Below are 22,931 nucleotides of genomic sequence, written 5' to 3' on the forward strand. Positions count from 1 at the left end.
CGAGTCGGGTACGGCGGAAGCCTAGCGCCCCCGCTGACGGACCGTGGTGGATCATGGGCCGGACGGACGGGAGCTCCGGGGACCGGCCGTCGGGCCGACCGGTGGGGGAGACCCGGCCCAGGTCTCCCCCACCGCCCCTGTTTACAACTCGGGCAGCGCCGGGAAGGTCTTCGCCGGCGTTTCGGCGAGGGCCGCGAGCGCGAGGCGGACGCCCTCGGCCAGCTGCGGGTCCTGGCCCGCCGCCCACTCGTGCGGCGCGATGTCGACCTCGACGTCGGGGTCGACGCCGTGGTTCTCCACGCCCCACTCGTAGCCCTCCAGCCAGAAGGCGTACTTGGGCTGGGTCACCATGGTGCCGTCCACCAGCGCGTACCTGCTGTCGATGCCGATCACGCCGCCCCAGGTGCGGGTGCCGACCACCGGGCCGATCCCCAGCGCCTGGACGGCCGCGTTGACGATGTCGCCGTCCGAGCCGGAGTACTGGTCGGCCAGGGCCACCACCGGGCCGCGCGGGGCGTCGCCCGGGTAGGAGGTCGGGTTGGCGAGGTCGCGGCCCCGGCTCCAGCCGATGATCTTCCGGTTGAGCTTCTCGATGATCAGCTGGGAGGTGTGCCCGCCCCGGTTCTCCCGCAGGTCGACCACCACGCCCTCCTTCGCCATCTCGACCCGCAGGTCGCGGTGGAGCTGCGCCCAGCCGTTGCTGATCATGTCCGGTACGTGCAGGTAGCCGAGCCGCCCGCCCGAGAGTTCCCGGACGGCCGCCCGGCGCCCGGCCACCCAGTCGTGGTAGCGCAGCGCCTCCTCGCTCGCCAGCGGGACGACCACCGGGTGGCGCTCGTCCGTGCCGTCCTCGCCCGCGACGGTCAGCTCGACCGGCCGGCCGGCCGTCCCGGCGAGCAGCGGCGCCGGGCCGGTGACCGGGTCCACCGGGCGGCCGTCGACGGCGAGGATCGCGTCCCCGACCCGGACGGCCGCCCCGGGGGCGGTCAGCGGCGAGCGGGCCCGCGGGTCCGAGGACTCACCGGGCAGGATCCGGCCGACCCGCCAGACCTCGCCGTCCTTGACCAGGTCCGCGCCGAGCAGGCCCTGCCGGCGCGCCTCCTCGGTGCCCCGGCCGGGCGGCGTCACGTACGCGTGCGAGGTGCCCAGCTCGGCGACGGTCTCCCAGAGCAGGTCGGTGAGCTCGTCGTGCGAGCCGACCCGCTCCACCAGCGGGCGGTAGCGGGCCAACGTGCCCGCCCAGTCGAAGCCGCCGAGGTCGGCGCGCCAGAAGTTGTCGCGCATCAGGCGGCCGTTCTCGTCGAACATCTGCCGCCACTCGGCCGCCGGGTCGACCGTCACCCGGACCCGGGCCAGGTCCACCTGGACGTCCTCGTCCTCGCCCGCCGGGCGCCCGGCGGGGACGATCCGCAGGCCGCCCCGGTCCAGCACCGCGACCCGCTCGCCGTCGCCGCTGACCGCGAAGTCGTCGAGCCCGGCGAGCAGCTGCTCGGCCCGGCGCTTGCCGAGGTCGAAGCGCTCCAACGTGGGGCGGGGCGGCTCGTCCTCCAGCGAGGCGGCACTGTCGCCGAGTTCGCCGAGCAGCGGCAGCCGGGTCCAGAGCACGCCGTCCTTGGCCGCCGCCAGCGAGCCGAAGCTGCCGCCCTCGACGGGGAAGGGGACGATCCGGTCGGCGATGCCCGCCAGGTCGACCCGGGTGACGGGCGGGGCGTCGGCGCCGTCCTGCCCGGCGTCCTGCCCGGCGTCCTTCGGGTCGCTCTTCGGGTCGCTCTTCGGGGTGTCCTCCACGCCGCTCACCGGGCGCCCGGCCCGCTGCGGGCCGAACGGTGACGGGGTGTCGGCGGCCAGCGTGATCAGGTACGGGCGGCAGCCGGTCGGGAAGGAGAGGTCGAAGACGTGCGCGTCGTACACCGGGTCGAAGTTGCGCACCGAGAGGAAGGCCAGGTGCTTGCCGTCCGCCGTGAACGCCGGGGAGTAGTCGAGGAAGCGTTCCGGGGTGGCCGCGCTGACCGTACGCTCCGCCAGGTCCGCCAGCATGATCTGGCGCACCGACCAGGGCCCGAGGGCCGGCTGGGACCAGGCCAGCCAGCGGGAGTCCGGGGCGAAGGCCAGGCCGCTGACCTCGCCGTCCGTGCTACGGGCCAGCTCGTGCACGGCGCCGTCGGCGAGTGCGACCAGCAGCAGCCGCCCGTCGTGGGAGGCGGCGGCCAGCTGCGTGCCGTCCGGCGAGACGGCGAGTTCGAGCACCCGGCCGAGCCGCCCGGCGGCCAGCCGGCGGCGCTCGGCGCCCAGCACGGCCGGGGCGTACTCGATCACGTCGTCGCCCTCGGCGTCGCTGACCCAGACGGCACCCTGTCCGCCGTCGGCGCCCGGGACCACCCGGGCCAGCCGGGCGCGGACGCCCGGGGTGTCCGCGAGCACCCGGGCCGGGCCCTCCCGGTGGGTCAGCCAGTGGACGCCGCCGCGCACGACCACGGCGGCGGCCCGGCCGGTGCGGTCGGGGGCGACCGTCTCCAGCCGCCCGGCCGCCGCGACGGGGTACGCCTGACGGCCCGTCCGAGGGCCGGCCGGGCGGACGTCCAGGCGGCGGGGCTCGGCGCCGTCCAGGTCGTCGAGGAGCCAGAGCTCGCCCGCGCTGTGCCAGCAGACCCGGGTGCCGTCGGTGCTCGCGTCCCGGGCGTAGAACTCGCCGCTGCTGTGGCGCCGCAGGTCGGAGCCGTCCGGGAGGCTGGACCAGAGCTGCGCGGTGCCGTCGTGGTCGGAGAGGAAGGCCACCCGCTCCCCCACCCAGAGCGGGGAGGCGAGGTTGCCGTCCAGCCCGGCGTGCAGGCGGTGGTACTCCCCGTCGCCGATCCAGAGCTTGCCGACCCGGCCGCCCCGGTAGCGCTTCCAGCGGGCGGGCTCGCTCGAAGCGGCGGAGAGCAGCAGGGTCCGGGGCCCGTCCGGCTCCTGGGCCAGGCCGCCGACCGGGCCGTACGGGAGCCGGACGGGCTCGCCGCCGTCCAGCGGAAGGGCGAAGGCCCAGGTGCGGCGCGAGGTCGACTGGCCGGCCGAGGTGACCGCGATCGGACGGCCGTCCGCCGTCCAGCCGCGCAGCGCGGTCACGGCGCTGCCCCAGTACGTCAGACGGCGGGCCGGGCCGCCCTCGGTGGGCGCGACGAAGATCTCGGGCGCGCCGTCCCTGGCCGACGTCCAGGCGAGGTGGCGCCCGTCCGGGGAGAACCTCGGGTGGCTGACGGGCGCCTGGTCGGCCGTCAGCCGCCAGGCCCGGCCGCCGTCGACCGGCGCGAGCCAGATGTCGTCCTCGGCGACGAACGCGACGAGGTCGCCGTGCAGGTGCGGATGGCGCAGGTACGCGCCCGGAGCGGGGTGCTGGGATTCGGTCACGGCACGACCCTAGAGACCGGGCCCGGGCTGCTGCCAAAGGTTTCTTTGTCAGCGAACCCGGCCTGTCGGCGAACCCGGCCGGTGCGGCCCGGACTCAGACCCAGCAGCCGGTGCGGCCCGGGCTCAGGACCAGCGGCCGGTGCGGCCGAGGAGCAGTGCACCGGCCGCCACCCCGGCGGTCGAGGTGCGCAGCACGGACGGGCCCAGCCGGTACGGCCCGGCCCCCGCCTCGGCGAAGGCGGCCAGCTCGTCCGGGGAGACGCCGCCCTCGGGACCGACGACCAGGACCAGGTCGCCGGTGTCCGGCAGCGCGGCGGCGGCCAGCGGCTCGGCGCCCTCCTCGTGCAGCACGGCGGCGAACGCGGCGGCGCGCAGCAGCGGGGCCAGCTGGCGGGTCGTCATCGGCTCGCGGACCTCGGGGAAGCGCAGCCGGCGGGACTGCTTTCCGGCCTCGCGCGCGGTGGCCCGCCACTTGGCGAGCGCCTTGGCGCCCCGCTCGCCCTTCCACTGCGTGATGCAGCGGGAGGCGGCCCAGGGGATCACCACGTCGACCCCGACCTCGGTCATGGTCTCGACCGCGAGCTCGCCCCGGTCGCCCTTGGGCAGCGCCTGGACCACCACGATCCGGGGCGCGGGCTCCGGCTCCCGCCGGACGGCCGACACCGTGACGTCCAGCGCGTCCTTGCCGACCACGGCGGCGACCGTGCCGTCGGCCCCGGTGCCCAGGCCGTCCGCGAGGGTCACCGCCTCACCGGCCTCCAGCCGCTTCACGGTGACGGCGTGCCGCCCCTCCGCACCGTCGAGGCGGACCACCGAGCCGGGGACAACACCGGCCAACCGCGACGAGTCGACGACGAACACAGGGGCGGTCATACCGCGAACCTCCAAATGATGAGCGTAAACCTCAAGGGGCGCGGGGAACTGCGCGAAGCGGGAGGGCACACGTCGCACCCTTCCGATCTCGCACAGTTCCCCGCGCCCCTGAAAACAACCGGCTCAGCGGCCGTTGAAAGCGTCCTTCAGCCGGGAGAACAGCCCCTGCTGGCCCGGCGCGAACTGGCCGGACGGCCGCTCCTCGCCGCGCAGCACCGCGAGGCGGCGGAGCAGGTCCTCCATCTCGGGGTCGAGCTTGGTGGGGGTCTGCACCTCGACATGCACTATCAGGTCGCCCCGGCCGCCGCCCCGCAGGTGGGTGATGCCCCGGCCGTGCAGCGGGATGGACTGGCCGGACTGCGTACCGGGCCGGATGTCGACCTCTTCGAGGCCGTCCAGGGTCTGCAGCGGCACCTGGGTGCCGAGCGAGGCCGCCGTCATCGGGATGGTGACGGTGCAGTGCAGGTCGTCGCCGCGCCGCTGGAAGGTCGAGTGCGCGGTCTCCGCGATCTCGACGTACAGGTCGCCGGGCGGGCCGCCGCCGGGGCCGACCTCGCCCTCGCCGGCCAGCTGGATCCGGGTGCCGTTGTCCACGCCCGCCGGGATCTTGACGGTGAGGGTGCGGCGGGCCCGGACCCGGCCGTCGCCCGCGCACTCGGGGCACGGGGTCGGCACGACGGTGCCGAAGCCCTGGCACTGCGGGCAGGGGCGCGAGGTCATGACCTGGCCCAGGAAGGACCGGGTGACCTGCGAGACCTCGCCCTTGCCGCGGCACATGTCACAGGTCTGCGCGGAGGTGCCGGGAGCGGCACCCTCACCCGAGCAGGTGGTGCAGGTCACGGCGGTGTCGACCTGGAGTTCCTTGGTGGTGCCGAAAGCCGACTCCTCCAGGGTGATCTCCAGGCGGATCATCGCGTCCTGGCCCCGACGGGTCCGCGAACGCGGGCCGCGCTGGCCCGCCGCGGCGCCGAAGAAGGCGTCCATGATGTCGGAGAAGCCGAAGCCCGCCGCGCCCGCGCCGAAGCCGCCCGCGCCGCCACCGCCGTTCGGCGAGAGCGGGTCGCCGCCGAGGTCGTAGACCTGCCGCTTGGACGGGTCGGAGAGCACCTCGTATGCGGCGTTGATCTCCTTGAACCGCTCCTGCGTCTTCGGGTCCGGGTTGACGTCCGGGTGCAGTTCACGGGCGAGGCGCCGGAACGCCTTCTTGATCTCGTCCTGCCCCGCATCCCGTCGGACGCCGAGTACCGCGTAGTAGTCCGTGGCCACCAAATGCTCCGCTTGTTCCGCCTCTAGAAGTGCTGCGACTTGTCACCGTGTGTGGTCACACGGTGCTGTTCCTACGACTCGGCCAGGATCTGGCCCACGTACCTTGCCACCGCACGCACCGCCCCCATTGTGCCCGGGTAGTCCATCCGGGTCGGACCGATCACCCCGAGTTTCGCGACACTCTCGTCGCCCGAACCGTAACCGACCGAGACGACCGAGGTGGAATTGAGCCCCTCGTAGTCGTTCTCCCGGCCGATCCGCACGGTCATCCCGGCGTCCGCCGTCTCACCCAGCAGGCGCAGCAGGATCACCTGCTCCTCCAGCGCCTCCAGCACCGGCTGGATGGTGAGCGGGAAGTCATGTCCGAAACGTGTCAGGTTGGCCGTGCCGGCCAGCATGATCCGTTCCTCGTTCTGCTCGGCGAGGGTCTCGAAGAGGGTCGCCAGCACGGTGGTCACGACCGGCCGGTCGGCCGCCTCGAAGGCCGCCGGGAGGTCCTCCAGCAGACCGGGGACGTCCGGCAGCCGCTGGCCGCCCGCGCGGGCGTTGAGTCTGGTCCGGAGCTCCGCGAGGACGGTCTCGCCGACCGTGCCCGGACAGTCCACCATCCGCTGCTCGACCCGGCCGGTGTTGGTGATCAGGACCAGCATCACCTTGGCCGGGGCCAGTGCGACCAGCTCGACGTGCCGGACGGTCGAGCGGGAGAGCGAGGGGTACTGCACCACCGCGACCTGCCGGGTCAGCTGCGCGAGCAGCCGGACCGTCCGGGCGACGGTGTCGTCCAGGTCGACCGCGCCGTCCAGGAAGTGCCGGATCGCCCGGCGCTCGGGGGCGCTCATCGGCTTGACCTCGGCCAGCCGGTCGACGAAGAGCCGGTAGCCCTTGTCGGTGGGGATGCGGCCCGCGCTGGTGTGCGGCTGGTGGATGTAGCCGTCCTCCTCCAGGGCCGCCATGTCGTTGCGCACCGTCGCCGGGGAGACCCCCAGGCTGTGCCGCTCGACCAGGGCCTTGGAGCCGACGGGCTCCTCGGTGCCGACGTAGTCCTGCACGATGGCGCGGAGCACCGCGAGCTTGCGGTCGTCCAACGGGCGGAGATCGCGGACGTCCAGGCGCGAATCGAGCTGCCGGGCATCGGACTTGCGTTCGTCGGCTCTGCGCTCGCTGAACATGGCACGCACCTCCGTCTTCGTCCGTTGAGTCTGGTAGCTGTCCGGTCCCCTGGCACTCTGGAAGGCAGAGTGCCAGAACCGTACCTGCCAGTGTAAGGCCCGTCCACGACGGCAGGAACGGCCCGCGGACGTGATCCTCGACCGAAATCCGGCGCGGGGGCGGTGCCTGCACGCCCCCTGAGTGGCAGCATCGAAGACGAACTTGAATATCGAAGGAGCAGCGATGTCGGCGTCATCCCAGCATTCCCGCTTCGCACCCGACCGCGGGCTGACCGGTCGGATGGTCACCACCATGTTCTTGATCGGGTTGCTCTACGTCGGCTTCACCGGAGTGCTGATCGTCCTGCTGCGCGGGGCGTGGCCGCTGATCGTGCTGATCTCGGGCGGCCTGTTCGTGGCCCAGTTCTGGTTCAGCGACAAGATCACCGAGCGGGCGATGGGCGCCCGCGAGGTCACCCCGGAGCAGTACCCGCAGTTGCACGGCACCATTGACCGGCTCTGCGCGCTGGCCGACATGCCGAAGCCGCGGATCGCGGTGGCGGACAACGACATGCCGAACGCCTTCGCCACCGGCCGCAACCCCGAGAAGTCCGTGGTCTGCGTCACCACCGGCCTGCTGCGGCGGCTGGAGCCGGAGGAGTTGGAGGGCGTGCTCGCGCACGAGCTCTCGCACGTCGCGCACCGGGACGTCGCGGTGATGACGATCGCCGGCTTCCTCGGCGTGCTGGCCGGGGTGATGACCCGGATCGCGCTGTACGGCGGCTTCCTGGGCGGCAACAACCGCAACAACAACGACCAGAACGCCGCCATCGCGATGATGATCATCCCGCTGGTCAGCATCGTGGTCTACGCGATCAGCTTCCTGCTGACCCGGCTGCTGTCCCGCTACCGCGAGCTGGCCGCCGACCGGGCCGCCGCCCAGCTCACCGGCCGGCCCAGTGCGCTGGCCTCGGCCCTGACCAAGGTGACCGGCCAGATCGCCGCGATCCCCACCAAGGACCTGCGCAAGGCGCAGCCGTACAACGCCTTCTACTTCGCCCCCGCGCTCAGCGCGCGGGACGCGGCCACCCAGCTGCTGTCCACCCACCCCTCGCTGGAGCAGCGGCTGGAGCAGCTCGGCAAGATCTCGGCCCGACTGGGCGAGTGACCCACCCGGACCGGAACGGTTCAGAACGGTAGGAGACTTCGTGGGAATCCTGGACGCCCTGTTCGGCCGCACCAAGCCGGTGCGGCCCGACCTCGACCAGCTGTTCGGCGTGCCCTCCGCCGCGCTCACCCTGGAGGCGGCGGCCGGCTTCCGGCCGACCGGGCTCGGGTCGGTCTGCTTCGCCGCCGTCGAGGGCGGCGCCTTCGGCGAGGTGGAGCGGCAGGTCAAGGACCTGCTGAACGCCGACACCGTGAACGGCGGCGTGCCGGTGGAGGCCAGCCAGGACGACTACGGCTACACCTGGCTGCTCGCCCGGCACACCCCGCAGGAGCTGCCGGAGCTGGTCAACGACCTGCACGCGGTCAACAGCGAGCTGGAGGCGAACGGCTTCGGGCCGCAGCTGCTCTGCTCGATCGTCGGCTTCCGCAACGACAAGGGGCAGTCGCTGGGGCTGGTGTACCTCTACAAGCGGGGCAGCTTCTACCCCTTCGCCCCGATGCCGGGCGGCACCGAGAAGCGGAACAGCCCGGTCGAACTCCAGGTCAAGGCGATGCTGGGCAACGACCTGCGGGTCGAGCAGGACCTCAGCCGCTGGTTCCCGGTGTGGGGCGCGCCCGGGCTCTGACGGCTCGTCGGACTTCCTATCATCGGGGAATGCACAGCAGCAGGAGTTACGGACCCGACCTGACCCCGCCGTGGAAGCGGCAACAGCCGGCCCCCGAGGTACCGGCCGAGCGGGAGCTGGTGGTGGAAGAGGCCGCCACCGGCTTCTGCGGGGCGGTGGTGCGCTGCGAGAAGACCGCCGAGGGGCCGACGGTCACCCTGGAGGACCGTTTCGGCAAGCACCGGGTCTTCCCGATGACCCCCCGCGGCTTCCTGCTGGAGGGCCGGGTGGTCACCCTGGTACGGCCCGCCGGGCCCGCCCCCGCGCGGACCCCGGGCCGTACCGCCTCCGGCTCGGTGGCCGTGCCCGGCGCCCGGGCCCGGGTGGCCCGGGAGTCGCGGATCTACGTCGAGGGCCGGCACGACGCGGAGCTGGTCGAGCGGGTCTGGGGCGACGACCTGCGGATCGAGGGCGTGGTCGTGGAGTACCTGGAGGGCATCGACGACCTCCCCGCGATCGTCGCCGGCTTCGGCCCGGGCCCCGGCCGCCGCCTCGGCGTCCTGGTCGACCACCTGCTGCCCGGCACCAAGGAGCACCGGATCGCCGCCCAGGTGACGGGAGACGCCGTCCTGGTCGTCGGCCACCCGTACATCGACGTCTGGGAGGCCGTGAAGCCCGGCAGCGTCGGCATCCCGGCCTGGCCGTCCGTCCCCCGCGGCGAGGTGTGGAAGGAGGGCGTCTGCCGCCGCCTCGGCTGGCCGGTGGACACCCCGGCCGCGTGGAAGCGCATCCTCGCCTCGGTCGACTCCTACAAGGACCTGGAACCCGAGCTGCTGGGCCGCGTCGAGCAGCTGATCGACTTCGTCACCACCGAACCCTAGGCAACCGGGTAACCCCGACAGGGGCGCGTGGGGGTACCCCCGGCCGAAGGCTGGGGGAGAACTGCGCGACCAGGGCACAACGGAGGTGCACGGTTGATCGCGCAGTTCCCCGCGCCCCCTTGGGTTAACCCGTTCAGTCCACGAGGTCCCGGACGACCGCGTCCGCCAGCAGCCGCCCCGGCAAGGTGAGCACCGCCCGCCCGTCCGCGAAGGACGCCGGGTCCAGCAGCCCGTCCGCGAGCGCGCGGCCCGCGGCCGCACGGCCCGCCGGGGCCAGCAACGAGAGCGGGCAGCCCTCGCGGAGGCGGAGTTCCAGGAGGATGCGCTCCACCCGGCGGTCCTCGTCCGGGAGGACCTCGCGGCCCAGCGCGGGCGTCCGCGACTCGGCCAGCGCCTGCGCGTACGCGGCGGGGTGCTTGGCGTTCCACCAGCGGACGCCGCCGACGTGGCTGTGCGCGCCGGGGCCGGCGCCCCACCAGTCGGCGCCGGTCCAGTACAGCTCGTTGTGGCGGCAGCGGCCCGCGTCGGTGGTGGCCCAGTTGGAGACCTCGTACCAGTCGTACCCGGCCGAGCTGAGCGCCTCCTCGGCGATCAGGTAGCGGTCGGCGTGCACGTCGTCGTCGACCATCGGCAGTTCGCCGCGCTTGATCCGGGCGGCCAGCTTGGTGCCGTCCTCGACGATCAGGGAGTACGCGGAGACGTGGTCGGGGCCGGCGCCGATCGCGGCGTCGAGCGAGGCACGCCAGTCGTCGTCGGACTCGCCGGGGGTCCCGTAGATCAGGTCCAGGTTGACGTGCTCGAAGCCCGCCGCGCGGGCCTCGGCGACGCAGGCCTCCGGGCGGCCGGGGGTGTGGTGGCGGTCGAGCAGTTGGAGCACGTGCGGCTTGGCGCTCTGCATGCCGAAGGAGATCCGGTTGAAACCGCCCTCACGGAGTTCGGCGAGGTAGGCGGGGTCGACCGACTCCGGGTTGGCCTCGGTGGTGACCTCGGCGCCCTCGGCGATCCCGAACTCTTCACGGATCGCCGCGAGCATCTTCACCAGGTCACGGGCGGGCAGCAGGGTCGGCGTGCCGCCGCCGAGGAAGACCGTCCGCACCGGCAGGTCGGCGGAGCCGAGCACCCGCCGGGCGAGGCGGATCTCGGCGACCAGGTTGTCGGCGTACGTCTCCTGCGAGGCGACCGTGCCGGAGGAGCGGAGCTCGGTGGCGGTGTAGGTGTTGAAGTCGCAGTAGCCGCAGCGCGTCGCGCAGTACGGCACGTGCACGTAGAAGCCGAAGGGCCGCTCGCCCAGCCCCTTCAGGGCGTGGTCGGGCAGGGAACCGTCGGACGGCACGGGTTCGCCGTCGGGGAGTGCGGAGGGCATGCCCCCATTGTCCGGTACGGCTCGGGCGAGCCGTACCGGACGGCGTGGGTCACGCCTCGTTGGCGCCCTCGTACATCCCGGTCACCGCGTCCGCGTAGGTCCGCTCGACCACCGGGCGCTTGATCTTCAGGCTCGGGGTGAGCTCGCCGTGCTCAATGTCGAGGTCGCGCGGGAGCAGGGTGAACTTCTTGATCGTCTGCCAGCGCTGGAGGTCGCCGTTGAGCTGCTTGACGTAGCCGCCGATCAGCTCGTTCACCTGCGGCGAGGCGACCACCTCGGCGTACGGCTTGCCCGCCAGGCCGTGCGAGGCGGCCCACGGCATGATCACCGTCTCGTCCAGGCCGATCAGCGCGGTGCAGAAGTTGCGGTTGTTGCCGATCACCAGGATGTTGCTGACGAACGGGCAGACCGCCTTGAACTTGCCCTCGACCTCGCTGGGGGCGACGTACTTGCCGCCGGAGGTCTTGAACATGTCCTTCTTGCGGTCGGTGATCCGCAGGTACCCGTTCTCGAAGTCGCCGATGTCACCGGTGTGGAACCAGCCGTCGGCCTCCAGCACCTCGGCGCTCTGCTCGGGCATCTCGTGGTACCCGCGCATGATGCTCGGCCCGCGCAGCAGCACCTCGCCGTCCTCGGCGATCCGCACCTCGGTGCCGGGCAGCGGCCGGCCGACCGTGCCGATCCGGATGTCGTCGGGGCGGTTCACGGTGGTGCCGGCGCTGGTCTCGGTCAGGCCGTACCCCTCCAGGATCGGCACCCCCGCGCCGAGGAAGAAGTAGCCGATCTCGGGTGACAGGGCGGCGCTGCCGGAGACCGAGCCCCGGAAGCGGCCGCCGAACGCGGCGCGGATCTTCGCGTAGACCAGCTTGTCGGCGATCGCGTGCTGGAGCTTGAGGGCGAAGGGGGCGGTGGCCCGGCCGGTGGCCGTCCGGTTGGCCTGGGTGGTCCGGGCGTAGTCCCGGGAGACCTTGGCGGCCCAGAGGAAGATCTTGTACTTGGCGCCGCCCTCAGCCCGGGCCTTGGCGGCGATGCCGTTGTAGACCTTCTCGAAGATCCGCGGCGCCGAGGCCATCAGGGTGGGCCTGATCACCGGCAGGTTGTGGATGATGCGGTCCACCCGGCCGTCCACGGCCATCACGTGGCCGGTGGCGATCTGGCCCGAGATCAGCGCCTTGCCGAAGACGTGCGACAGCGGCAGCCACATGAAGTGGATGTCGTCCGAGCGCAGCAGGCCGCTCTCCTCCTGCGCGACGCCCTGGTAGGCCCAGCAGTCGTGCACCAGGCGCACGCCCTTGGGGCGGCCGGTGGTGCCGGAGGTGTAGATGAGGGTGGCGAGCTGCTCCTTGTCGAGCGCGGCGACGGCCTCGGTGACGGCGTCGGGGTGCTCGGAGAGGTACTTCGCGCCGGCCTGCTCCAGCTCGGCGAGGGTGAGCACGGTGAGGCCCTCGGCCGCCGGCTGCTCGGCGGCGCCGCCGAAGAGGATCACCGTGCGCAGCTCGGGGAGGTCCTCGCGCTTGGCGACGACCTTCTCCAGCTGCTTGGCGTTCTCGGCGAAGAGGGCCCTGCTGCCCGAGTTGGAGAGGATGAAGGCCGTCTCGTCGGCGTTGGTACTGGGGTAGACCGTCGTGGTGGCGGCACCGGCGCACATGTTGCCGAGGTCGGCGATGATCCACTCGATCCTGGTGGACGAGGCGATCGCGACCCGGTCCTCCGACCGGATCCCCAGCGACATCAGGCCTGCGGCGACCGCCTTGACCCGCTCCGCGGTCTGTGCCCACGTCAGCGAGCGCCACTGCTCGGCGCCCGGGGCACCGTCTGCGGCGTGCTCGTCGACGGGCACGGGGTACCGGTAGGCCTCACCGTCGGGTGTGGCCTCTACCCTGCTGAGGAACAGGTGCGCCACCGACGTCGGACGTCGCTCGATCATGGACTGCGCGGAACTCAACGAGGACCTCCGGGGGGCGGGTGGCCGAGGGTGGAGAGCGGTGGCAGTGGGGGCAGCCGACCGGCCGCACATGTTAACCAGCGAGTAACAAGCGGGCAATCTGCAGCCTAGGGGGTACGGAGCCGTTCCGTAAGGGGGTGCAGACAGCTGGCACCTCGCCGGACCGGCAGTGCAAAGGACAGTACAAGCCTGCGGGTGGGGCCTGGGTTAAGCCCCCCTGTAGAGCACGCGAAGTATGAAAATGGGGATGCGAATCCCCCTGCCGACAACGAGAGTGTCCCGGTGCTGATCAAAATCCTCCGAGCCCATCTGGGCCCCTACTCACGACCGATCTCCGTGCTCGTCCTCCTTCAGCTCGTCTCGACCATCGCGGCCCTGTACCTCCCCACGCTCAACGCCGACATCATCGACAACGGTGTCGTCAAGGGCGACACCGGCTACATCATGCAGCTCGGCGGCGTGATGATCGGCGTCACCCTCGTCCAGGCCGTCTGCTCGGTCGGCGCGGTGTACTTCGGCGCCCGGACGGCGATGGCCGTGGGGCGGGACATCCGCGCCTCCGTCTTCGACCAGGTGCAGAGCTTCTCCGCGCGGGAGCTCGGGGGCTTCGGCGCGCCCTCGCTGATCACCCGCACCACCAACGACGTCCAGCAGGTGCAGATGCTGCTGCTGATGAGCTTCACGCTCATGGTGGCCGCACCGATCATGTGCTTCGGCGGCATCATCATGGCGCTCAACCAGGACGTGCCGCTCTCCGCGCTGCTGCTGATCGTGGTGCCGCTGCTCGGCGCCGTGGTGACCCTGCTGGTGAAGCGGCTGCGGCCGGACTTCCGGACGATGCAGACCCGGATCGACAAGGTCAACCGCGTCCTGCGCGAGCAGATCACCGGCATCCGGGTGATCCGCGCCTTCGTGAAGGACGGCCACGAGCAGGACCGTTTCGGCGGCGCCAACCAGGAACTGACCGACGTCTCGCTGCGGGTCGGCCGGACGATGGCCTTCATGTTCCCCTCCGTGATGCTGGTGGTGAACGTCTCCAGCGTCGCGGTGATGTGGTTCGGCGCGCACCGGATCGACAGCGGCGGGATGCAGATCGGCGCGCTGACGGCCTTCCTGTCCTACCTGATGCAGATTCTGATGAGCGTCATGATGGCCACCTTCATGTTCATGATGGTGCCGCGCGCCGAGGTCTGCGCCGAGCGCATCCAGGAGGTGCTGGGCACCGAGACCAGCGTCGTGCCGCCCACCGGCCCGGTCGTCGAGCTGCGCGGCAGCGGCCACCTGGAGCTGCGCGGCGTCGAGTTCCGCTACCCGGGCGCCGAGGCGCCGGTGCTGCGCGGCATCGACATCGTGGCCCGTCCCGGTGAGACCACCGCCGTCATCGGCTCCACCGGCAGCGGCAAGACCACGCTGCTCAGCCTCGTCCCCCGGCTGATCGACTCGACCGGCGGCACGGTCTTCGTGGACGGCGTCGACGTCCGGGAGCTGTCCCCCGAGCTCATCGCCGAGACGGTCGGGCTCGTCCCGCAGAAGCCGTACCTCTTCACCGGGACGGTGGCCAGCAACCTCCGCTACGGCAAGCCGGACGCCACCGACGAGGAGCTCTGGCACGCGCTGGAGGTGGCCCAGGCGAAGGACTTCGTCGAGCGGCTGGACGAGGGCCTGGAGGCCCCGATCGCCCAGGGCGGCGGCAATGTGTCGGGCGGTCAGCGCCAGCGGCTGGCGATCGCCCGCGCACTGGTGCGCCGGCCCGAGATCTACCTCTTCGACGACTCGTTCTCCGCGCTCGACTACGCCACCGACGCGAAACTGCGCAAGGCGCTCTCCCGGGAGACCGCCGAGGCGACCGTCCTGATCGTCGCGCAGCGGGTCAGCACCATCCGGGACGCCGACCGGATCATCGTGCTGGACGAGGGCGCCGTCGTCGGCTCGGGTACCCACCACGAGCTGATGGCCGACAACCCGACGTACCGGGAGATCGTGCTCTCCCAGCTCACCGAGCAGGAGGCGGCGTGACCACGCCAGGCAAGGGGTCGCCGAAGCAGGCGCCCACCGAAGAGAAGACGGCCCCCAGCGACTCGCAGAGCGCCGCGGCGCGCCGCGGTCCGGGCGGTCCGGCCCGGTTCATGGGCGGCCAGGGCACCGAGAAGTCGATGGACTTCAAGGGCTCCGGCAAGCGCGTGCTGAAGCTGATGCGCCCCGAACGGGCCACCCTCTACGGGGTGTTCGGCCTCGGCGCGCTCAGCGTCGGCTGCGCGGTGGCCGGGCCGAAGATCCTCGGCAACGCCACCGACCTGATCTTCGCGGGGGTGATCGGGCAGCGGTTCAAGCCCGGCACCACGCACGACCAGGCGATCGCGGCGGTGCGCGCGGGAGGCAACGGCAAGATCGCCGACCTGCTCTCCTCGGTCCACTTCACCCCCGGCCAGGGGATGGACTTCGACGCCATCGGCACCGTGCTGCTCTGGGTGCTGGCGATCTACGTCGCCTCGGCGGTCTTCAGCATCTTCCAGGGCCGGCTCGCCGCCCGGGCGATCAACCGGACGGTCTACCGGCTGCGCGAGTCCGTCGACGCCAAGATCTCCCGGCTGCCGCTCAGTTACTTCGACAAGCAGCCGCGCGGCGAGGTGCTCAGCCGCGTCACCAACGACATCGACAACATCGGCCAGTCGATGCAGCAGACCATGGGCCAGGTGGTGAACTCGCTGCTCACCATCGTCGGTGTGCTGGCGATGATGTTCTGGATCTCCCCGCTGCTGGCGCTGATCGCGCTGGTCTCAGTACCCGCCTCGGTGGTGGTGGCGACCAGGATCGGCAAGCGCGCGCAGCCGCAGTTCATCGACCAGTGGCGGATCACCGGCAAGCTCAACGCGCACATCGAGGAGATGTACACCGGCCACGCGCTGGTGAAGGTCTTCGGCCGGCAGAAGGAGGCCGCCGAGATCTTCCGCCAGGAGAACGAGGCGCTCTACGCCACCGCCTTCAAGGCCCAGTTCATCTCCGGCATCATCCAGCCGGCCATGATGCTGATCGGCAACCTCAACTACGTGCTGGTCGCCGTGGTCGGCGGTCTGCGGGTGGCCAGCGGCGCGCTGTCGATCGGTGACGTGCAGGCGTTCATCCAGTACTCGCGGCAGTTCAGCCAGCCGCTGACCCAGGTCGCCAGCATGGCCAACCTGCTGCAGTCCGGCGTCGCCTCGGCGGAGCGGGTCTTCGAGCTGCTGGACGCACCCGAGCAGAGCCCGGAGCCGGCCATGCCGGAGCGTCCGGCCGTGCTGCACGGGCGGGTCGCCTTCGAGGAGGTCTCGTTCCGGTACGACCCGGAGAAGCCGCTGATCGACGGGCTCTCGCTCAAGGTCGAGCCCGGCCACACCGTGGCGATCGTCGGGCCGACGGGCGCGGGCAAGACCACCATGGTCAACCTGCTGATGCGGTTCTACGAGGTCAGCGGCGGCCGGATCACCCTGGACGGGGTGGACATCGCCGCGATGTCCCGCGAGGAGCTGCGGGCCGGCATCGGCATGGTCCTCCAGGACACCTGGCTGTTCGGCGGCACGATCGCCGAGAACATCGCGTACGGCGCCGAGTCCTCCACCCGGGAGCAGGTCGTCGAGGCGGCCAGGGCCGCGCACGTGGACCGGTTCGTCCGCACCCTGCCGGACGGCTACGACACGGTGATCGACGACGAGGGCGCCGGGGTCAGCGCGGGCGAGAAGCAGCTGATCACCATCGCCCGGGCCTTCCTGGCCCAGCCGAGCATCCTCGTCCTGGACGAGGCGACCAGCTCGGTCGACACCCGTACCGAGGTGCTCATCCAGCGGGCGATGGCCACCCTGCGCACCGGCCGCACCAGCTTCGTCATCGCGCACCGGCTCTCCACCATCCGGGACGCCGACGTGATCCTGGTGATGGAGAACGGCTCGATCGTCGAGCAGGGCTCGCACGACGACCTGATCGCCTCCAAGGGCGCGTACGCCCGCCTGTACGAGGCCCAGTTCGCCCAGGCGGTCGCCGAGGTCGACTGACCGTCCGGCGGATCCGTGCGGGGGGAGGCGCCACGCCTCCCCCCGCACGCGTTTTCCCGCCTTCCCTTTTCCCTCCCCGCCCCACCGGGCCGTTCTCACCCCGCACCGGGACGGCCCGGCCCCCGAACGTGCAGGTCCGGGGCATTGCGCTCGCCACCCGCTCCCGCTTATCGTCACATCGACCATAAGTGAGGGGTGGCCCATGGCCGTCAGCGATTTCCTGAGCGAGTTCACCGACCCGCTCAACACCGTGCTGTTCCATCTCGGCCAGGACGCCGTCAGCTGGGCCGAACTCCTCGGCTTCGCGACCGGTGCGGTGGGGGTGTGGCTCACCGTCCGGGCCAGGATCTGGAACTTCCCGGTCGGCATAGCGAACAACCTGTTCTTCCTGGTGCTCTTCTGGAGCGCCCGGCTCTACGCCGACGCGGCCCTGCAGGTCGTCTTCCTGGCACTGGGCGTCCACGGCTGGTGGCAGTGGCTGCGCGGCGGGGAGCGGCGCTCCGCCCGCGCCCTGCGCCGGGCGGACCCGCGCACCCTGGCCGTCCTGTCGGCCCTGGTCGTCCCGGTGACCTGGGGGCTCACCGTGGTGCTCGGCCACGCCCAGGACAGTTCGCCGTTCTGGGACGCGCTCACCACCGCGCTCTCGCTCGCGGCCCAGTGGCTGCTGAACACCAAGCAGTTCGAGAACTGGTACTTCTGGATCGCGGCCGACCTGGTCTACATCCCGCTCTACTTCGCCAAGAAGCTCGACCTCACCGGCCTGGTCTACCTGCTGTTCCTCGGCCTGTGCCTGGTCGGCCTGCGGGCCTGGCGCCGCGAACTGGCCGGGCCGGCCGAGCGCCCGTCGGCGGTGGCACTGTGAGCGCGCGGTTCCGGCACGGGCTGGTGATCGGCAAGTTCTACCCGCCGCACGCGGGCCACCACTTCCTGATCAGGACGGCCGCGGACGCCTGCGAGCTGGTCACCGTGGTGGCGATGGCCGCCGACGTCGAGTCGGTCCCGCTGGCCGCCCGGGTGTCCTGGCTACGGGAGGCCTGGGCCGGTCACCCGCACGTGCGGGTGACCGGGGTGGTGGACAACCTGGCGGTGGACTACGACAGCGAGCAGGCCTGGGACGGTCACGTCGCCCTGATGCGGGACGGGCTGGCGACCGCCCCGGCGGCCGGCCCGGTGGACGCGGTCTTCACCTCGGAGCCGTACGGCGAGGAGCTGGCCCGGCGGTTCGGCGCGGCGGCGGTGGTGCTGGACCAGGGGCGGGAGACCTTCGCGGTCTCCGGTACGAAGGTCCGGGCCGATCCGGTCGCGCACTGGGACGCCCTGGAACCGCCGGTCCGCGGCTGGTTCAGCCGGCGGGTGGTCGTCCTGGGCGCCGAGTCGACCGGCACCACCACGCTCTCCCGGGATCTCGCCGAAGCCCTGCGGGGACGCTGCGGCCCGCACGCGCTGACCCGCTGGGTGCCCGAGTACGGGCGGGAACTGACGATCGCCAAGCTCGCCGTGGCCCGGTCCGTGGCCGACCCCTCGGCACCGGCCCCGACCGTCTTCGACCTGGAGTGGACGGACGAGGACTTCGAGCTGGTCTGCCGACGGCAGTCCGCCGACGAGGAACGCGCCGCCCGCGAGGGCGGCCCGGTGCTCGTCTGCGACACCGACGCGCTCGCCACCACCGTCTGGCAGGAGCGCTACCGGGGCGCCACCACCGCTCCGGTCCACGAGCTGGCCGCCGCCCTCCCGCCCCGCGCCCTCTACCTGCTGACCTCCGACCGGGACGTCCCCTTCCACGACGACGGACTCAGGGACGGCGAACACCTGCGCCCCTGGATGACCGGACGCTTCCGGGAGGTCCTCGCCGCCGGCCGCACCCCCTGGCTCGAACTGACCGGCGACCGCGCCGAGCGGCTCACCCGGGCCCTGGCGGCGGTGGACGCCCTGCTGGCGGCCGGCTGGTCACTGGCCGACCCGCTCGGCTGAGCGGCTCCGTCCCCGCCCCCGGGGGCACTGCCTTCGGGGCGAACGCACTCCGGCCTCCGAGAACGGGTCTCGGAGGCCGGAGTGCGTGGCAGCGCCAGGTGCTACTTCTTTTCCTTCGGGGCGTCCGCGTCGGTGGACAGCGCGGCGATGAAGGCCTCCTGCGGGACCTCCACGCGGCCGACCATCTTCATCCGCTTCTTGCCCTCCTTCTGCTTCTCCAGCAGCTTGCGCTTACGCGAGATGTCACCGCCGTAGCACTTGGCGAGGACGTCCTTGCGGATCGCACGGACGGTCTCACGGGCGATCACCCGCGAGCCGATCGCGGCCTGGATCGGCACCTCGAACTGCTGGCGCGGGATCAGCTTCTGGAGCTTGCCGGCCATCATGATGCCGTAGTTGTAGGCCTTGTCCTTGTGCACGATCGCGGAGAACGCGTCGACCGCGTCACCGTGCAGCAGGATGTCGACCTTGACCAGGTCGGCGCTCTGCTCGCCGATCGGCTCGTAGTCGAAGGAGCCGTAGCCACGGGTCTTGGACTTCAGCATGTCGAAGAAGTCGAAGACGATCTCGGCCAGCGGGAGGGTGTAGCGCAGCTCCACCCGCTCCTCGGAGAGGTAGTCCATGCCCTGCATGTTGCCGCGACGGCCCTGGCAGAGCTCCATGACGGCACCGACGAACTCGTTGGGCACCAGGATGGACCCGCGGACCACCGGCTCGTTCACCTCGGAGATCTTGCCCGTGGGGAACTCGCTCGGGTTGGTGACGGTGTGCTCGGTGCCGTCCTCCATGACCACCCGGTAGACCACGTTGGGGGCGGTGGAGATCAGGTCGAGGTTGAACTCGCGCTCCAGCCGCTCCCGGACGATCTCCAGGTGCAGCAGCCCGAGGAAGCCACAGCGGTAACCGAAGCCCAGCGCGACGGAGGTCTCCGGCTCGAACACCAGGGCGGCGTCGTTCAGCTGGAGCTTGTCGAGGGCGTCGCGCAGCAGCGGGTAGTCACTGCCGTCCAGCGGGTAGAGGCCGGAGAACACCATCGGACGCGGGTCCTTGTAGCCGCCCAGCGCCTCGGTCGCACCCTTGTGCATCGAGGTGATGGTGTCACCGACCTTGGACTGCCGGACGTCCTTCACACCGGTGATGATGTAGCCCACCTCGCCGACACCGAGGCCGTCGGAGACCTTCGGCTCGGGCGAGATGACGCCGATCTCCAGCAGCTCGTGCGTCGCACCCGTGGACATCATCTGGATGCGCTCGCGCTTGGTGAGCTCGCCGTCGACCACTCGGACGTAGGTGACCACGCCGCGGTAGGTGTCGTAGACCGAGTCGAAGATCATCGCGCGGGCCGGGGCGTTCTTGACGCCGACCGGGGCCGGGACCTTCGCGACCACGTGGTCCAGCAGGTCCTCGACACCCAGGCCGCTCTTGGCGCTGACCTTCAGGACGTCCTCGGGCTCGCAGCCGATGATGTGCGCGATCTCGGCGGCGTACTTCTCCGGCTGGGCGGCCGGCAGGTCGATCTTGTTGAGGACCGGGATGATCGTGAGGTTGTTCTCCAGCGCCAGGTACAGGTTGGCGAGGGTCTGCGCCTCGATGCCCTGGGCCGCGTCCACCACGAGGATGGTGCCCTCGCAGGCGGCGAGCGAGCGGGACACCTCGTACGTGAAGTCGACGTGGCCCGGGGTGTCGATCATGTTGAGGATGTGGGTCTTGCCCACACCCTCACCGGTGGTCGGCGCCCACGGGAGGCGGACCGCCTGCGACTTGATGGTGATGCCGCGCTCGCGCTCGATGTCCATCCGGTCGAGGTACTGGGCACGCATCTGCCGGGGGTCGACAACGCCGGTGATCTGCAGCATCCGGTCGGCGAGCGTCGACTTGCCGTGGTCGATGTGGGCGATGATGCAGAAGTTGCGGATCAGCGCCGGGTCGGTACGGCTGGGCTGTGGCACATTGCTGGGGGTCGCGGGCACCTTGGTCCGATTCTCCGTGGGTCCGGGGGCCGGGAGTGCCCTGGTCATCGCTGACCGGCTTCCCGGGGACCGGACGGTCTCGTCCGATCGACATGGTTCCTCCCATCCTCCCACGACCGGGGGGCAGCTTGCCGGTCAGCTCCCGGGGCTTCCGGATCGGCCCGGGGCGCGCGAGGATCGGTGACCATGATCTTGGAGAGTGCACTGCTCGACGTCCTGCCCGGCCAGGAGGAGACCTTCCTCGCCGCGTTCGCCCAGGCCAAGCCGCTGATCGCGGTCCAAACGGGCTTCCGATCGCTCCAGCTCCGGCGGTGCCTGGACGAGGGGCGCGGCGCGCGCTTCCTGCTCCAGGTGGAGTGGGAGACGCTCGCCGATCACACCGAGGGCTTCCGGGGTTCGGCTGAGTACGGGCAGTGGCGGGCGCTGCTGCACCACTTCTACTCGCCGTTCCCGACGGTGGAGCACTACGGCGAGCCACTGCTCACGGCGTAGCCGGCGCGGGCGGCGCCCGGCCGGCCGGGCCGCTCGGCGCGGGGGCGGCTCGGGCCGCTCGGTTTGGGCCCGACTGCGGGCCCCTGGTAGCGTGGGGCGCTGCACCTGGCATCGGCATGCCCTCTCAGCTTGCCGGAGGCCGCCGGTGCAACCCGTTCATGATCCATTAGAAACTAGACTGAGGCTCCTTCGTGGCGAACATCAAGTCCCAGATCAAGCGCAACAAGACCAACGAGAAGGCGCGCCTGCGCAACAAGGCCGTCAAGTCCTCGCTGAAGACCGCTGTCCGCAAGGCCCGCGAGGCCGCTGCCGCCGGTGACGTCGAGAAGGCCACCCTGCTGGCCCGCGCGGCCTCCAAGGCCCTCGACAAGGCCGTCAGCAAGGGTGTCATCCACAAGAACCAGGCCGCCAACAAGAAGTCCGCGATCACCAAGCGCGTCGCTGCCTGATTTCCGGCTGACTCCAGCTGACTGATTCACCCCCCGGGCCCCGCCCGGACCGGTCGGCGCGACCGGCGGCCCTCTACCCGCCCCCGTCGACCACCCCCTCGGACCAGTTCCCGGCCCTCTAACCGGAACCCCGAGGCGCACAGACTCCGTACCGCACGCGGCCTGCGTTCGCCACGCGGGTGCGGTACACCAGATCGACCGCGGAGGTGCCTGCTCGCAGGCCGTTCGCTCGCTGCCCGTCCGGATCACTCCGGGCGGGCAGTTCGCGTATCCGGGCGGTCCGCGTGTCGAGCCGCTCGCGTGTCGGGCCGTTTCACGGGCGGGCCGTTCGGCGGGCGGGCCGTTCGGCGGGCCGGGGAAGGCCGCGCCGTGACGGTGTCAACACCGCTCCCCCGGTGGACGGCCGCGAGTTCCGGCGCCCGTTCCGGTACGTACTCGGGCGCGTATTCCGGAGGTTCCGGCGGGGTAGGTAGGACGGACGAGGCGCTCGGGCGGGTGACGCACGGGGTTCGCTTACTCTGTGCGACCGCATGTTCACCGATAGGGTGCGGTGCGACGGACTGCTGCGACGGTCAACGCGGGGACACCACGCGGGACACCAGTTGGGGGCTCACCAGATGTCGACACCAACAGACGCCGGCCCCGGCTACGGGTCCATCCCCGGCCCGCCCTCGGCCTTCGGGCCCCCGCCGCCCCCGCCACCCGCTCCCCCGGCCCGGCGGGCCGCCCCGACTCCCCCGGCCGCGCCCGGGCGCGCGCGCCGTGGCCCGATGTGGGGCATCGCGGGGGCTCTGGTCGCCTCGGGAGTGTGGGCGGCGGCCGTGATCACCGTGCCGGGACTGGTCACCGCCAAGAGCACCGCCGCGAGCCTGCACGGCTACCGTCTCGTCGACGACCTCTGCGCCACCGCCCGGTTCGAGCGGTTCACCCAGCTCTACCCCTCGCAGTCCGGCTCGCCCTACCACTACTCGACCAGGCACCCCGCGCTGGACGACATGTACTGCAGCGAGTACGTCAAGAAGAACACCACCGACGCCGAGTACTCCTCGCTCTACCTGGAGGTCCAACTGCACAAGGCGGTCGACGACCGGCCGGAGTTCGCGGCCCAGCGGGAGAGCCTGCGGCAGCGCAAGTACCAGATCACCGAGGTGCCCGACCTCGGCGAACAGGCCTACGTCGGCTACCTCGACGAGCCGAGCAGCTCCGACCGGACGTGGCACTTCCTGACCCAGGTGCTGTACGTCCGCGACGGCGGGCTGACGTACTACCTGAGCTGGTCCGGCTCCTACCAGGAGGGCAAGAGCACCCCGCCGGACCGGGACACCATCCGGCAGGCACTGGTGATGGACACCCGGGACATCCTGAGGGCGGTCGGCGGCACCTGAGCAC

General features: G+C 71.6%; 17 protein-coding genes. 10 read left to right on the forward strand and 7 right to left on the reverse strand.

The window, feature by feature from the left end; all coding sequences use genetic code 11:
- Window positions 1-141: 141 nt before the first annotated feature.
- The 4 genes from ABD330_RS08635 to hrcA form a co-directional block, all read right to left on the reverse strand.
- Entirely contained in the window at window positions 142-3,387 is a 3,246-nt protein-coding gene (locus tag ABD330_RS08635) for a S41 family peptidase (protein WP_344462558.1), read from the reverse strand.
- A 123-nt stretch (window positions 3,388-3,510) separates the two neighbouring features.
- A complete protein-coding gene (locus ABD330_RS08640) occupies window positions 3,511-4,260 on the reverse strand; it encodes a 16S rRNA (uracil(1498)-N(3))-methyltransferase (protein WP_344462560.1) in 750 nt (249 codons plus the stop codon).
- Window positions 4,261-4,383: 123 nt separating this feature from the next.
- Complete coding sequence (gene dnaJ, locus ABD330_RS08645) at window positions 4,384-5,526, reverse strand: molecular chaperone DnaJ (RefSeq protein WP_344462562.1); 1,143 nt, start codon at window positions 5,524-5,526, stop codon at window positions 4,384-4,386.
- A 71-nt stretch (window positions 5,527-5,597) separates the two neighbouring features.
- Entirely contained in the window at window positions 5,598-6,695 is a 1,098-nt protein-coding gene (gene hrcA / locus ABD330_RS08650; RefSeq protein WP_344462564.1) for a heat-inducible transcriptional repressor HrcA, read from the reverse strand.
- A 223-nt stretch (window positions 6,696-6,918) separates the two neighbouring features.
- Here hrcA and htpX point away from each other — a divergent pair, with 223 nt between their 5' ends.
- Genes htpX through ABD330_RS08665 form a run of 3 tightly spaced genes read left to right on the forward strand, consistent with a single transcriptional unit; the run spans window position 6,919 to window position 9,327 of the window.
- A complete protein-coding gene (gene htpX, locus ABD330_RS08655; protein WP_344462566.1) occupies window positions 6,919-7,842 on the forward strand; it encodes a zinc metalloprotease HtpX in 924 nt (307 codons plus the stop codon).
- Between the two features lie 40 nt (window positions 7,843-7,882).
- Window positions 7,883-8,467, forward strand: a complete 585-nt coding sequence (pspAB, locus tag ABD330_RS08660) for a PspA-associated protein PspAB (protein ID WP_344462568.1) — start codon at window positions 7,883-7,885, stop codon at window positions 8,465-8,467.
- 29 nt (window positions 8,468-8,496) lie between these two features.
- A complete protein-coding gene (locus ABD330_RS08665; RefSeq protein WP_344462570.1) occupies window positions 8,497-9,327 on the forward strand; it encodes a DUF3097 domain-containing protein in 831 nt (276 codons plus the stop codon).
- Between the two features lie 133 nt (window positions 9,328-9,460).
- Here the strand turns inward: ABD330_RS08665 and hemW are convergent, their stop codons facing one another.
- Window positions 9,461-10,690, reverse strand: coding sequence for a radical SAM family heme chaperone HemW (hemW, locus tag ABD330_RS08670; protein WP_344462572.1), 1,230 nt, complete (start codon window positions 10,688-10,690; stop codon window positions 9,461-9,463).
- Window positions 10,691-10,739: 49 nt separating this feature from the next.
- Entirely contained in the window at window positions 10,740-12,635 is a 1,896-nt protein-coding gene (locus ABD330_RS08675) for an AMP-dependent synthetase/ligase (RefSeq protein ID WP_344462574.1), read from the reverse strand.
- 282 nt (window positions 12,636-12,917) lie between these two features.
- Here ABD330_RS08675 and ABD330_RS08680 point away from each other — a divergent pair, with 282 nt between their 5' ends.
- The 4 genes from ABD330_RS08680 (at window position 12,918) to ABD330_RS08695 (ending at window position 18,631) form a co-directional block, all read left to right on the forward strand.
- Entirely contained in the window at window positions 12,918-14,651 is a 1,734-nt protein-coding gene (locus tag ABD330_RS08680) for an ABC transporter ATP-binding protein (RefSeq protein ID WP_344462576.1), read from the forward strand.
- 110 nt (window positions 14,652-14,761) lie between these two features.
- The gene (locus ABD330_RS08685) at window positions 14,762-16,660 is read left to right on the forward strand and encodes an ABC transporter ATP-binding protein (protein ID WP_344462708.1); all 1,899 of its coding nucleotides are present in this window, start codon (window positions 14,762-14,764) and stop codon (window positions 16,658-16,660) included.
- A gap of 202 nt (window positions 16,661-16,862) precedes the next feature.
- Window positions 16,863-17,522, forward strand: coding sequence for a nicotinamide riboside transporter PnuC (gene pnuC / locus ABD330_RS08690; protein ID WP_344462578.1), 660 nt, complete (start codon window positions 16,863-16,865; stop codon window positions 17,520-17,522).
- A complete protein-coding gene (locus ABD330_RS08695) occupies window positions 17,519-18,631 on the forward strand; it encodes an AAA family ATPase (RefSeq protein WP_344462580.1) in 1,113 nt (370 codons plus the stop codon). Before pnuC ends, ABD330_RS08695 begins: the two co-directional genes overlap by 4 nt.
- Window positions 18,632-18,732: 101 nt before the next feature.
- Here ABD330_RS08695 and lepA read toward each other — a convergent pair whose 3' ends face one another.
- Complete coding sequence (gene lepA / locus ABD330_RS08700) at window positions 18,733-20,601, reverse strand: translation elongation factor 4 (RefSeq protein ID WP_344462582.1); 1,869 nt, start codon at window positions 20,599-20,601, stop codon at window positions 18,733-18,735.
- A gap of 186 nt (window positions 20,602-20,787) precedes the next feature.
- On the opposite strand from lepA, the gene ABD330_RS08705 reads away from it, so the two are divergent.
- The 3 genes from ABD330_RS08705 (at window position 20,788) to ABD330_RS08715 (ending at window position 22,927) form a co-directional block, all read left to right on the forward strand.
- Window positions 20,788-21,093 carry an antibiotic biosynthesis monooxygenase family protein gene (locus ABD330_RS08705; protein ID WP_344462584.1) on the forward strand — a complete coding sequence of 102 codons (306 nt, stop codon included), beginning with the start codon at window positions 20,788-20,790 and terminating at the stop codon, window positions 21,091-21,093.
- Window positions 21,094-21,284: 191 nt separating this feature from the next.
- Entirely contained in the window at window positions 21,285-21,542 is a 258-nt protein-coding gene (rpsT, locus tag ABD330_RS08710) for a 30S ribosomal protein S20 (RefSeq protein ID WP_344462586.1), read from the forward strand.
- 617 nt (window positions 21,543-22,159) lie between these two features.
- Entirely contained in the window at window positions 22,160-22,927 is a 768-nt protein-coding gene (locus ABD330_RS08715; RefSeq protein ID WP_344462588.1) for a hypothetical protein, read from the forward strand.
- The last annotated feature ends 4 nt before the right edge of the window (window positions 22,928-22,931 follow it).

Origin of the sequence: Kitasatospora kazusensis, assembly GCF_039529945.1 — a bacterium.
In the GTDB taxonomy this organism is placed as follows: Bacteria; Actinomycetota; Actinomycetes; order Streptomycetales; family Streptomycetaceae; genus Kitasatospora; species Kitasatospora kazusensis.

Bases quoted from the DNA above. Each gene is read 5' to 3' on its own strand.
- hrcA (WP_344462564.1), bottom strand. From the start codon at position 6,695: ATGTTCAGCGAGCGCAGAGCCGACGAACGCAAGTCCGATGCCCGGCAG.
- ABD330_RS08685 (WP_344462708.1), top strand. From the start codon at position 14,762: ATGGGCGGCCAGGGCACCGAGAAGTCGATGGACTTCAAGGGCTCCGGC.
- ABD330_RS08640 (WP_344462560.1), bottom strand. From the start codon at position 4,260: ATGACCGCCCCTGTGTTCGTCGTCGACTCGTCGCGGTTGGCCGGTGTT.
- pnuC (WP_344462578.1), top strand. From the start codon at position 16,863: ATGGCCGTCAGCGATTTCCTGAGCGAGTTCACCGACCCGCTCAACACC.
- htpX (WP_344462566.1), top strand. From the start codon at position 6,919: ATGTCGGCGTCATCCCAGCATTCCCGCTTCGCACCCGACCGCGGGCTG.
- ABD330_RS08715 (WP_344462588.1), top strand. From the start codon at position 22,160: ATGTCGACACCAACAGACGCCGGCCCCGGCTACGGGTCCATCCCCGGC.
- ABD330_RS08705 (WP_344462584.1), top strand. From the start codon at position 20,788: ATGATCTTGGAGAGTGCACTGCTCGACGTCCTGCCCGGCCAGGAGGAG.
- hemW (WP_344462572.1), bottom strand. From the start codon at position 10,690: ATGCCCTCCGCACTCCCCGACGGCGAACCCGTGCCGTCCGACGGTTCC.
- ABD330_RS08665 (WP_344462570.1), top strand. From the start codon at position 8,497: ATGCACAGCAGCAGGAGTTACGGACCCGACCTGACCCCGCCGTGGAAG.